Consider the following 13,228-nt stretch of genomic DNA (forward strand, 5'->3'; position numbering starts at 1 on the left):
CAAAATTATCTGAACACGTTTTTTACCTTCTGAATGTTCAATTTCCTGATCCTCGAATTTAGCGTTGAAGCATTGATGCCGAGCAATTCTGCTGCACCACCTTTTCCAGACAATTTACCATTGCATTTCTTCAACACATCTATAATGTGATCCCGCTCATTCTCCTCCATCGTTTTTATTTTGCCAACCGTATTGACATTTTCATCGAAGCCGTCGGATATGGGAACATGTTCGATTACCCCATGGGGAGACAGCAAGACTGAACGTTCAATAATATGTTCAAGTTCCCTCACATTCCCCGGCCAGCTATACTTCTTCAGCCGTACGATAGCTGGATCGGTAATACGATATGTAGATTTACCTATGCGCTTGCAACTCATTTCTATGAAGTGGTTAGCCAGTAAGGGGATATCTTCCTGCCGGTCTCGTAATGGTGGCAGAGTTATTGGAAAAACATTGAGCCTGAAATAAAGATCCATGCGGAAGCGTCCCTCTGCGACTTCTTTTTCCAGATTTCGATTGGTAGCCGCAACCACGCGCACGTCAACTTTAATGACCGAACTGCCTCCAACCCGTTCCATTTCCTTTTCCTGTAACACTCGCAATAATTTTAATTGTAATTCTAATGGCAGCTCACCAACTTCGTCAAGGAAAATGGTGCCGTGGTTGGCCTGCTCAAATTTTCCAATTCTTCTCTCGGTAGCACCAGTGAATGAGCCTCGCTCATGTCCAAATAAAATAGACTCAATCAGTGTTGCCGGTAGGGCAGCACAATTTATTTTCACCAGTGTCTGGCGGCAGCGCGAGGAAAGCTCATGAATAGCTTCTGCAATCCGTTCCTTGCCTGTACCGCTCTCTCCCAGTATGAGGACTGAAGTATCGAAAGGTGCAACAATATGTACATGCTCAAAAACATGTTGAAGCTTTTGACTCTGCCCTATTATTTTATCGAACGCTCCTCGTTCACCGAATTGCCGTGATCCTGTATTAGTCACCGTTTTTTTTTGTTTCAATACAGAATCAACTCCATTAAGATGCATGTATTTTGCAATTTCCAGCATTACTAACACATCTTTTTCGCGGAAAGGCTTTACGAGAAATCCGTACGGATGTGTGGCCTTTGCAGCATCAATGGTTTCTTTGTTGGAGTTAGCGGAAAGATAGACGAACGCAATACCGCGTTGCTTCAGCATTTTTGCGAGATCAATACCTGTTAAATTCCCTTGTAAAAAGATGTCAAGCATCACCAGATCCGGAGTAACGTTCTCCAGCATTCGTGTTGCAATCGGCACGGAACGCGCGATCCCGCATACTTCATACCCGGCGCGTTCCAGGATCATTTGCAGGTTGTTAGCCTCTATGAACTGATCTTCCACGATCAGGATTTTTTCTTTCATGTTGGTTGTAGTTGAGGGATTGCTCCGGCTTTTCCAATCTGACCATTTTTATGCCAAGGCAGGTTAGCCATAAAACTGATGTTGATCCGGGTACCGTGGTCTGCCCGGATCGTAAAGTGGCCGTCAATATCTTCTGTCAGGCCCTTCATTAATTTCAAACCAAGGCCGCCGCTTCGATTTCGATGGTTATCGTCGGGTAAACCTTTGCCGTTGTCGGATATTACAAGTTCGATATGTTTTTCATCCGATTCAGATAGACGAACGGTAATAACCTGGCCTTGCCTGGATTCGACAAACGCATATTTAATAGAATTAGTTATTGCTTCGTTGACAATCAAACCAAGCGGAACAGCCTGAGACACATCCAACTCTGTAGGGGCAATATCAAGCTGAAACCGGATTTGTTGATGGACGTTGAAACTATCCCTTAAATAGTTGACCAATTCCGGTAGATAGACTGCCATATTTATCGAAGCAACATTTTCGCCAAGATAAAGTTTTTGATGAATCAGTGACATCGCATGCACTCTGTTCTGGCTGTCCTGTATGGCTGTCAAGGCATCATCCTGTAAGTATGCTGATTGTGATTCTAAAAGGCTTACAACAGTTTGGAGATTATTTTTGACACGATGATGAACTTCTTTCAATAGCCACTCCTTTTCTTCTACAAGCCTTTGTAGCGATTGGTTCTTAGCATTTATCTCCCGATTACTACGTTGTTTGACTTTGAACCTGTTATAAGCAAGACCGAGTAACAAGACAAGCATTAAAGCGCCAGCGATCATATAATTCCTGGTGATTCTTGTCTCCTTTAAGCGAATCGCCTGGAGCAGGCTTTCCTGTGTGAGAAGGCTGATATCCTTTTCCTTCAATTTTATATTCTGGTCTTTTAGCTTTAAATCCTGGTCTTGCCGGGCAGCAACCGCAAGTTGAAGTTGCTGTTGTCCCTGCAGCAGCTCAATATCCTTTTTCTTTAATTGTAGATCCTGCTCCTTTCTGTCATTGATTGCCAGTTGAAGAAGGCTTTGCTTCCTTAGTGCCTCGATATCACGCTCTTTCAGTTTGATGTCATTGTCTTTCCTGGCTGTCTCATATTGTATCTGGAGCCGTGCAATTTCTCTGGATTTTGACTGGTCAAATAGTGAATCGCCATATGCCTTATACTTCGCGAAATGCATCAAAGAAGATTGAAAATTACCCTGTATGGAATCAAGCTTGTACCAATACTTATGTGCTGTCAGGCCATTTGAAAAATCATTCTCGTTTTCCGAAATCTGTTGATAGAGCGGCAGATATTTTTTTGCCTGGTCATATTGCTTACTGGCAATAAAGAACTGGATCACGGTTGGTAAAAGCTTTTTTTGCTCCGGTGGCGGCGACTTATCAATTAAAACTATTACCTCGTCACAATATTTCTGCGCCTTTTGATAATCCTTCAATTTTAAATAAGCGGTCATGATCAGAACCTGGATCATAGGGTATTCCTTGTGCGAAACGAGGGCTGGAAATCGCTTTATCTGATTTTCAACAAAAGTAATTGCAGTTTCGGGGTTTGAATACAGGATCATTTTACCAGTGTTATAAATACAAGAGGTAAGATCACCCAGGTTGGTTTTGGGATATTTTTGAAACACATTGAAGGCAGCCTGATAATACTTCAATGCTGCAGGCTTGTCCTTTAGCGCCTCGTAGACTAATCCCAGGTAAAGATTGATAACACCATACGTGGTGGAGCTGTCTTTTTCCGCCTCGGCCATGCTCAGCGCCTTCAAATTGTATTCTAATGCCGTTTTATAGTCTCCCTGAAAGGTGTATGTGTTACCTAAAGTTCCGTAAACCTGCTGTAGATTCTTTCTACCCCTGGCGGCCTGCCCCACTTCAATACTTTTTAAATAGGTATTTCGGGCTTTTTCCAGGTTACCCTGCATATTATAAATAAAGCCAACCTCATAGAGTGATTCAGATTCCCGTTTCATATCGCCCGATTTTTTAAAGAATAGCGCTGCCGCCTCGAAGAGCCTCCGAATCTCTGAAAAGTGATTATGGTCGCGGTTATACACATTCCCCAATTCTTCATAAACGTCACCCAAAGTCCTACTTACTTTATTTGAGCTCACAAAACCGACGATGCCTGATTCAAGCTGATTGATCTCGGCTGTTTCTTTGCTCGAGTCCTTTTTTTGCCCTGTTTTAAGGATTTTGCTTTTGACGTATATATTATAGCGTGAAAGAAGACTGTTTAATATGCCATCGTTAAACCTGATAGCCCGACTTAACGTTTCTGCTTCGACAGTCAACGACAAAGCAGTATCACGGAAGGCTTCATTATTGTTGATTTTTTCAGCCCAATTGTCGCTTGTGACAAGCATCCTGTTGATACTGGCTGTGTCCTTCATGAACACACCAGTTTGTGCATTAGTTGGCATATATAGGCTGACCAGCCCCGCATAAATTAAAAAGCGCTTATGCATTACAAGTAGTTTGGTTGAGGGTCTTATATAGCCTAATAGGTAGGCGCATGATGGTAAAAGACTAAGTTACTACAAAAAACATCAATTTTTTTCAGCCCGCGAGAGCTTTTCGGAAACTGGTGAAGTTAGTGCCAGCGTTTGCTTTGAAGAATTTGCTGAAATGAGCGGTATCGTCGAAGCCCAGGCTATAGGCAACGTCCTTCATGCTGCATCCTGTAGTTATTACTATTTTTTTTGCTTCCTCCACCACTTGTTGTTGAATATGGTAGCTGGCGGTGAACCCTGAGACCTTTTTGACAACCATATTCAGATATCCTGGACTAACGTACAGTTCCCGCGCATAGGAGGATACCCTCTTTCTTTCCGTAATGTTGCCTATAAGGAGATCCATGAATCTTCGGACAAGTTGAAAGTCGCGGTCCCATTTCAATGAAATATCATGCACCGGGATTCTTTTTGCAAGGTATAATAGAAAGAGCTTGAAAAGGTGCTCCATCAATTCCTGCTGCCAGGGCATTGCTAACGCAGATTCCTTAATGATCCGGTTCAAAATATCTTCCGTGTCTGTGAGCGTGGATTCATCCATCCGTAAAGAAAAAGGACCACCGTACAAACTTTGTTTTGTGCTGAAAGGTGAGGCACTTCTGCCAATATATAAAAGATCGGCAGGTATGGATATCGAATATCCCCTTGATGGTGCTGTGAAAATGATTTTTTTTGCCTGGCCGCGGCTCATGGAGTATACAACTCCATCTTCTATGGCACATGTATTTCCAACGGTATTGATAAATCCCTCGCCTGTACTTACCCATAACATATGGTGCCGGCCAGGGTCAGGATAAATAGAATAGATTTCCGAATTCTCAGTAAGCGGAGCGATGGCGAAAATGCTGAGTTGCTCTCCGTTGGTGTTGCATGAACGATTTTCAATGCTCATAGTGTTAGTTTACCGCTTACTAACCAATCGTTGTGCCGGGTGTTAACGCTCTAAAAGACAATAGGTTAATACCTCACTCCATCTCTATAATCTGCGAAATATCACATTTTTGTGAAATAGCACTACTGTCATCGCCCTCCACCTTTCCCTTTTTGTTCGAACACGATCCCCATCACCGACACATATATCTTTTTCATTTTGATGCTTGAACCTTTATCAAATATTCATTGTAAAAATTTGCAATATTATTGAGATTCGCCATAAACTGGTTCGAAAGTTGCCCCACAGTCCTCGGAACAAAAAAAACGCCTTCAAATTGTTGAATTTGAAGGCGTTTCAATTTTTCCGCGGACTGTGCGTTCGCATTTCTTAAGCTGTTTGTCGTTGTATGCAGTAATTATCTTCTTAAATACTCCTTTGCTTTAATGTGCTCCTTCTTCATTTCCTGCTACTATTTTAGGAAGAAAACCCGATACATTTATTACTAATATGTATTTTTACTATAAATACATATTTTTTGAGATTATTATTGGCCATACTCCTATTCATCAGCTTATCAGCAAACGGTCAGGCATATAACATTAATATCAAAAGTTGGGGCGTAGAAGACGGTCTGAGTGACAGGCAGGTGAATAATATCTGCGAAGATTCATTTGGCTTTATCTGGTTATGTACTTCTAAAGGCCTTAACCGTTTTGACGGATACAATTTTAAGGTATATAATGCCGAAAAAAATATCCTTCCCTTCGATAACCTGAGCGGAATGGTGCTGGATAATAATGGCTGTTTCTGGATAATGGGATCAGATTTTTATCAAAACAATGATAATAACCTTTTCATTTTTGACCCATTAACAGGGAAATCAATATCCCTGAGAGAAAAAACAGGTTATAACGAAACATTTCGTTTTAATCTTCTACAGAAGTTCAATGATACTACACTCTTCTTCGGGAGTTCACAAAACCCCTATTTTTTCACCTGGAGCGCAGGCCGCGGGTTACATAAAATAAAATATCCCGTGAAGGTTACACGCTGGTTAACCTGGAGTAGCAACAATACATTTTGGGTAGTAGATTCATCTAATCTTATCTGCGAAATAAACATGTACGGTCAGCTGCTGAGTCAATCCAAACACAATGAAGACTCTTTATATCTGTTGCCAACCCTCGCAGTTGGCAGTTATAGTTTAACGAAAGCAATGCCCGGGCAAAAAAACACCAGCAAGCCCGTTACAGATGTAGAAGTAAATCAAAACATTGCCAGGTTATGCATGTATACAAGCAATGGGCAATACTTACCATATAAACTTCCTGAGAAATATGAACTTGGTGGTATCATGTTGGAAGATCTGATCGCCAAATTAGAACCGCTACATCGTACTTATTGCGCCCATGTTTTTATTGCAAGCGATAATGAAGTATGGATATCATCCGGTTTTGGCCTGACGCATATCACTGTTACAAAAAACAAATTTCATAAGTATTTCTATCATGAAGGGAAAGATATTAGCTATAACAGCTTTCGCGCCCTTCTTGTCAATGATAATATCCTTTACGCCGTTAATGAAGCAGAAGGTATCTATGAGGTAAACCTGGCAACAGGTGCGCAACAAAAGTTCTCACCATTCAGAGAAAGAAATATGCGCCTTTTTTCACTTACTAAAACCAGGGACGGCCGGTTGTTCGGATTGAGGGAAGCCGATATATATATCCACGACAAACAATGGTTGACATCTGCTTATCATCAAGCTGCGCCCCCCGGAATAACATGGAAAATAACAGAAATTGGCAAAGATAGTTTCCTAACGGCCGGCTGGCAAGGATTGAAATATTACGATCTTAAAAAACACAGATTTACAAATTTTACAAAATACAACGCTTATATAAGTCTGGCAACCTCTCTTGTGATCGATATAATAGATGACAATGACGGACGGAAATGGGTGTGTAGTAATTCGGGACTGTATGTATACGATTCAGTAAGGGGAATTATCGCACGTTATTCATCTGTGGATACCGGTACATACTTTCTCCCCACAGCTGATATCCATCATATATATCGCGATTCAGCTGACATCTATTGGCTGGGTACAGCTAATGGGCTGATAAGATGGGATAAGATACACAATAAATATCATCTCTTTACCATTGCTGATGGGCTTAGTAACAATAACATCTGTGCAATATATGGCGATAGCAGAAATAGGCTGTGGCTGACCAGCGATTACGGTCTTATGAAATTTGATAAAAGGAGTCTGCATGTAAAAACTTACCTTACTAACGATGGTATCTCTTACAATGAGTTCAATCGTTTATCACATACCCGGGACAAAGCGGGTAATCTCTATCTGGGTACACTGAATGGTGTAACTGCATTCAACCCTGATGATTTTTATGATGATGATGATATGAAAAATGCCCGACTTGAAGTTTCTTCTTTCGAGCAATTTGATGGCAATACAGGGAAGCTAATAAATAAGACTGCGGAACTAATACATACATCTTCTATTACATTACAGCCCGGCGACCGCTTTTTTAATCTTAACCTTGCACTGCTTACATTCGATGAAGCCAGACAAAATATTTATTACTGGAAAATAGATGAATTAAACACCGGATGGATAAGCTTCAAAGAGCCTACGTTACAGTTGAGTGGTCTCCAATATGGCAGAATGACGCTTCATATAAAAGCGCAGGCCAGTGAAGGAGGCTGGGCGGCAAATGAATTACTATTCCGGATAAATGTCATTAAGCCTTTTTACCTTCGTAATTGGTTTCTGGCAATGGTATTGATGCTTGTTGCTGCAATTGTATTTATCGGACATAAGTGGCGCATTTACCGTTTCAGGAAGGAAAATATACGCCTGGATAGTATCGTAAAGCAAAAGACATCTGAACTGGAACAAACCATTAGTCGGCTGGAGATATCTTCCCAACAAAAAGATGTACTAATGAAAGAAATACATCATAGGGTAAAAAATAATCTGCAGATAGTCAGTACACTTTTAAATTTACAGCTTTCAAATATTTCTGACGAAAAAGCAAAGCAATCGTTAGAGGAAAGTGTTTCCCGTATCAGTTCCATAGCACTAGTCCATTTTCAGCTCTATCATAAGGAAGATCTTACAGGCATAGAATTATCTGGTTTCATCTATGAATTACTTCAACAGATATTATCAGTATATCTAAAACGCGGACAGAAAGTACATTTGCAGAATGACGTGACGGAAACCTGGCTGGATATAGATACCGCACTTCCTCTTGGTCTTGTATTGAATGAGCTGATGACCAACTCATTTAAATATGCGTATAAACATCAAAAGGAGGGCAGAATGAAAATAGAGCTGGAACAGGCAGATGACACCTTAACGCTCCGTTATTATGACTATGGCCCGGGATTCCCTGAAAGCTATGATCTGAAAACCAATAAGAGTTTGGGTATAACCCTCATAAAAAGTCTTACCAGACAAATAGGCGGAAATTTTTCCTATAACAGGGAAGACAATTGTTTTTTGGTAACATTTCTTGATACACATACACGAAAAAATATAGCCTAACCCTATGCATAAAGCAAAAATAGGTATAGTGGAAGATGAAATGATCATTGCACTCGGCATTTCAAATACGCTACAGGAATTGGGATATGATGTTACAGAACCCGCAACCAGCTATACGGAAGCGCTGGATATGATAGCTACAGAAAAACCCGACCTCCTTTTGGTCGATATACAACTAAGCGGTTACAAAGATGGTATAGATCTGGCGGCCAAAATTCGTCTTGATCCTGGCATTCCCTTTATGTTTTTAACGGCTAATGCAGATCCGGTTACCGTTAAAAGAGCGAAGGAAGTACATCCACACGCATATCTAGTAAAGCCTTTCCGCAAAGATGATATCTATACTGCTATAGAGCTATGCTTACACAATTATGGAGCGTCTAAACAGAGAAAACAGGTCGAAGGAAATTATATAGTAAACAATGCAATTTTCATCAAGCAGGGTTCATTGTTTCATAAAGTGAAGATTGAAGACATCCTGTACCTTGAAAGTGACAATGTATATGTAAATGTATATACTGCTAGTGGTAAGCTGCTGGTACGAAATACACTGCAGGATTATATAGAGTTGATAGGCTCCCCGTTGTTCGTACGCGTGCACAGGAGTTATGCTGTCAATATAAATCACATAGAGGCAATCAACACTGAATATCTCGTTATAAATAAAATAGAAATACCTGTAAGCAAAGCCTTCCGTGACAGTCTGTTTAGACATCTAAAATTAGGATAGCCTCAAATTCGTTCTCAACATAAAATCAGTCATTCACAACAAAATTCCATTCACCGGCAACACCACCTGTCGCATTACTATGCAGCATAGTAATTTACGTCGATTAGTAGTTATCAGAATAAACTCAACATGGCTCAATCGACTGGCAGTAAAACGGAATTATCTTCTGAAGAACAGCCCCCCCTTACCGCATCAAACCTTGCCCATCGACATTATGAAATTAATGTCCCCGACGGCAGCCTTCGCATACTACCGCTTCTACACAGTCCTGCATTGCAGGTCGGATGGGAGATGCTAAACAGGCAGCCACTTGTATTATTGGGCATGAGTCCTGGCAATGCTTTTTTTACCCGCAAACGTATAGAAGTAGCCATTTCCGCTATGGCAAAACTTTTTGATGAGGTGCATGTGTTAGTACCCGATACAATAGCAGCACATACTTACCGTGCATTGGGTTATAGTGAGCAGGAAGCCATAGCAAAAGCAAAAAGGAACGGGCAGAATATCAAAAACCGTTGTCTGCGCGCTATGGAACGCGCCCGTATTGAATCTCCACTATCAAAGTTACGGATGCTTGACTGGGATCAGGATATTGCAACACTTCCCGGTTATGAGGAGTCCTATGCCAATGTTTGCCATCTTTTCGACACCAATGAAGCTTTCAGGCGGGATGCATTGGATAAGGGGCGTTCAGTACTCGCAGGAAAGCTTGACAGCGCACTTATTACGGAGGCAGCTGCACTGGAATCTATTCAATATCTCCTGAAAGAATTTGCTTACATGGCCATCTGCCGGAACGGTGAAAACAGGGATATCATCATTCCCTATCATCAGGACTTTGCGTTGGGTCATGGTTTTTGTGATGGTCAATACCAGGATGCCTTACCTGGCCTGGGCTGGGTGGTGTTTGAAATTGAACTTACAGAAGAAAAATACAACTAAAACACTTTTATGCAAAATACAACACACGAAAACTGGAATTTCAAGCCCCTCCCAATAGATAAGATGAATTGGTATACAGAGGAAGATGCGCCTGAAGGCGTACCAGTACTTGATCTTTCTGTTCTTCACGGAGCGGCAGGGCATGAGCAGCAAAAGAATGCATTAGATGCTTTACGGACCGCTGTTACTGAATCCGGATTTTTCTATGTAAAGAACCACGGTATTCCAGAGCAGAGTATAGGAGCAATATCCAATATTACACGGGCTTTCTATGGCCAGCCAGAAGAATACAAACAGGCATTTGGCAGGCATGAACAGATTCGTGGTTATACTGGCTACCGTTTCGAGAGTACGGCCCGCTTTTTTGGCACTGGCCAGGGAAAGGATCTGTGCATGAAATACACGATGGGACCGGAACTAACGCCCGAAGAAGTTCGCAGCCGCGTTAGTTCAGAAGACGACATTGCCTCTAATGCGTACTCTGCCAATGTCTTTCCTGATGAATCTTTCCGTGCCGCCTGGATAAGTTATTACAGTCTTGTGCACCATACTTCAATGCAACTGCTTGAGGCTATGGCAACAGCACTTAACCTCTCGCCCGAAAGTAAAGATGTGATGCGTGATATACTTATAGAAAAAAGCTGTGGGGAACTGCGTTTCTTCCAATATCCTGATGTTCCACTGGCTGCTTGTGCTGATGTACCAGGAAATAATAAAGATCGCATGGCCGCTCACTTTGACATGGATGTAATTACGCTGTTATACCAAACGCCGTCAGATAATGGGTTTATCAGCCTTGAAGCCATGATAGGTGAAAACTTTGTAAAGATACCTGCGATTCGCGGCACCTTAGTGGTAAATCTCGGAGAGATACTTCGTCTGCTCATGGACAACCGGATAAAGGCAACCGTACATCGCGTAGTGCGGCCTCCACAAAACCTCCATAAAGGGAGTGCCCGTGATGTATTGGTATTTTTCCAGGCACCGCCGCTTAATGCAAAACTCCGCCCTATAATGTTAGGATCCGATACGGCGAATGATAGCGTATTCAATAAGCTGTATTACGATGCTGGCAACGACGGGTATGTAACCTTCTCTAAATTACGCAGTCATCTATTTGGCGAATTTATCCGCCACATGGAAGTCACAGATGAACAGCATGAAGCCGACGCTCATTTATTCGCTCAATGATATCAAAATAAATATTTATATAATCTTAACCCTTCAAAAAAATACTATGGGTACTAATATTGCACAAAGCATACAAAACGGGATCACCAATTTTAACAACGACTACAAAGACACGCCTATTGGTGTTGCCGGCCTTGCTGTCTCCAAGTCGCTTGACGAAACGACGAATGCAATTACCGCATTTCAGAATGGCGATGTCAATGGTGGTTCTGCTGCTTTACTCCGTGGCATAGGGGCGCTGTCGGGCACACTGGTTCTTTCCATGGGACCCGCCGGAGCTGCCTTTGGAGCCTTGTTAAACGGAATGTTGGGCATTATCTCTGTCATTCTGGAAGCCATTAAGCCGCCTACCGAATCTATGCTCAGCAAAATTGAAAATTTAATCATGGAAGAGACGCTGAGAAATACCCGTGATAAGATAACAGCAGGTATCAGTTCATGGCAGTTGCTGGAGGTCCGAATTGACAAATGGGTTAAAGATGGGCGGTTTATTACCGTGGACTATATGAACCAATCCCTTCCTGATTGGGAAAGGCATTATGAACAGATCGATGAAGGATTTAATACGCTGAATTCACACACTAAACCCCACTCGACTGAATGGCTGGCACTCTTTGAACTCAATGTCGTTTATGCAGTGCATTTCTGGACCTATATTGAATTACTGAACCTGTTGATCACCAATAAAAGAGCTAATGCTGAATCTCAGGAAGCTTCTGACAAGGAAAGCAGGGAAATCTTCTATGGGATTCGCCGTCGTATAGCGGAAAAACTTAAAAATAGAATGCGAAATATTCATTATTCATCCGTCGTCGAAGTGGACTTTTATTCAACGTGGTTATCGTCGGCGCGAAGTCAATATCATAGCGGAAAAGGTCTTAGCTTCCTGCAGGCAAACCAAATTTACCATCGCATAGGCGCTCTAGGAGGGCTCTCAATGGAGAGTCTGGAAAATAGCAACAGTAACTGCTTTGCCACCGCTTCTAGTGGAACAATTTTTAGTGTTGAAAGGAATGGTCTTTACGTTGGACGGAAGGGAGTAGAATGGGAGCGAGCTCCTCTTGATCTAAATGGCGATTCTATAGAGCAGGTTACTATAGGAGAAAAAAAAGATGGAGAGTTGCTCATTGTGTGTATTCTCAACGCAGGCAAAAAAATTGCATTCTGCACATTCGATGACCGGGCAGGAACAGCGCATGAGGACCTACCTAATGCTTGGACACCTGGCGCCTGGCGCTTTGATAAATGGAAGTTTCGATCTATACCCGGAAACGTAAGTCTGTTGTCAGTAGGTGTGACTGCACGGCCAGCGCCGGAGCAATGGGCGATGTATACCTTCGCCGTAGATAAGGAAGGAGCTGGGCAACTCTATAAAGTACAAGTAACGGAAGGGGATACTGTTAAAATGACAGTAATAAAGGACACTTATCTCGATCCCCAACGGCTATCCAAGGATACCTATGGCGTCGCTCCGGTTGAAGGACGCAGTGAGGTCAGCCCCTGTGTATTTTCGTTTGTAGAAAACAAAATCCTTTTACAGATAGGTAACCTTATTTTTGAGATAGAAAATGAGGTCGCAAACAACTGGCATGTTCAAGAACATTTAGAGATGGTAGATCCACAGGATATAAAGGATCTAGATCATCTACAGGTTTTTCAGGCCCGCTTCTATGAAGATGGCAGCATGCTGTTTGCCACGAATATGGGACTTATTTTGCGCTACAATGATCCTGAGAGTGGCGAATGGAGGGTGTATAAGGATGCGGCAATAGAAACCATCTGGTTCACCAAAGCTGTTGCAGAACAGGCCCTGGCAATCCGCGCATTAATTACTGGGATGAAGGAAGCTGCCGATCAACCGATAGAGAAGCTTCTTGGGAATTAATATTAGTAGGAAGGCGGGTATAGTCAAGTAGCGAAATCATTCATAAACATATGAATATCAAATAAATTTCGTACAAAGAGGTTCGAACTTCGTCCCTCCCACCCCGTAAGAAAAAGGAC

The 13,228-nt window shown here is 42.1% G+C and carries 8 protein-coding genes; 5 read left to right on the forward strand and 3 right to left on the reverse strand.

Going from position 1 to position 13,228, the window contains the following annotated elements; all coding sequences use genetic code 11:
- Window positions 1-5 precede the first annotated feature (5 nt).
- The 3 genes from F3I09_RS01270 to F3I09_RS01280 form a co-directional block, all read right to left on the reverse strand.
- A complete protein-coding gene (locus F3I09_RS01270; RefSeq protein ID WP_149693226.1) occupies window positions 6-1,397 on the reverse strand; it encodes a sigma-54 dependent transcriptional regulator in 1,392 nt (463 codons plus the stop codon).
- Entirely contained in the window at window positions 1,394-3,868 is a 2,475-nt protein-coding gene (locus F3I09_RS01275; RefSeq protein ID WP_149693227.1) for a histidine kinase dimerization/phosphoacceptor domain -containing protein, read from the reverse strand. The genes F3I09_RS01270 and F3I09_RS01275 overlap by 4 nt, the downstream gene beginning before the upstream one ends.
- A 91-nt stretch (window positions 3,869-3,959) precedes the next feature.
- Complete coding sequence (locus F3I09_RS01280; RefSeq protein ID WP_149693228.1) at window positions 3,960-4,805, reverse strand: helix-turn-helix domain-containing protein; 846 nt, start codon at window positions 4,803-4,805, stop codon at window positions 3,960-3,962.
- A gap of 517 nt (window positions 4,806-5,322) precedes the next feature.
- Here F3I09_RS01280 and F3I09_RS01285 point away from each other — a divergent pair.
- From F3I09_RS01285 to F3I09_RS01305, 5 genes are all read left to right on the forward strand, one after another.
- The gene (locus F3I09_RS01285; RefSeq protein ID WP_149693229.1) at window positions 5,323-8,361 is read left to right on the forward strand and encodes a sensor histidine kinase; all 3,039 of its coding nucleotides are present in this window, start codon (window positions 5,323-5,325) and stop codon (window positions 8,359-8,361) included.
- Between the two features lie 4 nt (window positions 8,362-8,365).
- Window positions 8,366-9,091: a LytTR family DNA-binding domain-containing protein gene (locus tag F3I09_RS01290; RefSeq protein ID WP_149693230.1), complete on the forward strand. Its 726-nt coding sequence runs from the start codon at window positions 8,366-8,368 to the stop codon at window positions 9,089-9,091.
- A gap of 129 nt (window positions 9,092-9,220) precedes the next feature.
- Window positions 9,221-10,033: a tRNA-dependent cyclodipeptide synthase gene (locus F3I09_RS01295; protein WP_149693231.1), complete on the forward strand. Its 813-nt coding sequence runs from the start codon at window positions 9,221-9,223 to the stop codon at window positions 10,031-10,033.
- Window positions 10,034-10,042: 9 nt separating this feature from the next.
- A complete protein-coding gene (locus F3I09_RS01300) occupies window positions 10,043-11,224 on the forward strand; it encodes a 2-oxoglutarate and iron-dependent oxygenase domain-containing protein (RefSeq protein ID WP_149693232.1) in 1,182 nt (393 codons plus the stop codon).
- Entirely contained in the window at window positions 11,193-13,109 is a 1,917-nt protein-coding gene (locus F3I09_RS01305) for a hypothetical protein (protein ID WP_149693233.1), read from the forward strand. Before F3I09_RS01300 ends, F3I09_RS01305 begins: the two co-directional genes overlap by 32 nt.
- The last annotated feature ends 119 nt before the right edge of the window (window positions 13,110-13,228 follow it).

The sequence above is a fragment of the Chitinophaga sp. CF418 genome, assembly GCF_900142925.1.
Classification (GTDB): Bacteria; Bacteroidota; Bacteroidia; order Chitinophagales; family Chitinophagaceae; genus Chitinophaga.

Excerpts from the sequence above, each read along its gene's own strand:
- F3I09_RS01280 (WP_149693228.1), bottom strand. The coding sequence starts at position 4,805 with ATGAGCATTGAAAATCGTTCATGCAACACCAACGGAGAGCAACTCAGC.
- F3I09_RS01270 (WP_149693226.1), bottom strand. The coding sequence starts at position 1,397 with ATGAAAGAAAAAATCCTGATCGTGGAAGATCAGTTCATAGAGGCTAAC.
- F3I09_RS01275 (WP_149693227.1), bottom strand. The coding sequence starts at position 3,868 with ATGCATAAGCGCTTTTTAATTTATGCGGGGCTGGTCAGCCTATATATG.
- F3I09_RS01290 (WP_149693230.1), top strand. The coding sequence starts at position 8,366 with ATGCATAAAGCAAAAATAGGTATAGTGGAAGATGAAATGATCATTGCA.
- F3I09_RS01300 (WP_149693232.1), top strand. The coding sequence starts at position 10,043 with ATGCAAAATACAACACACGAAAACTGGAATTTCAAGCCCCTCCCAATA.
- F3I09_RS01305 (WP_149693233.1), top strand. The coding sequence starts at position 11,193 with ATGAAGCCGACGCTCATTTATTCGCTCAATGATATCAAAATAAATATT.
- F3I09_RS01295 (WP_149693231.1), top strand. The coding sequence starts at position 9,221 with ATGGCTCAATCGACTGGCAGTAAAACGGAATTATCTTCTGAAGAACAG.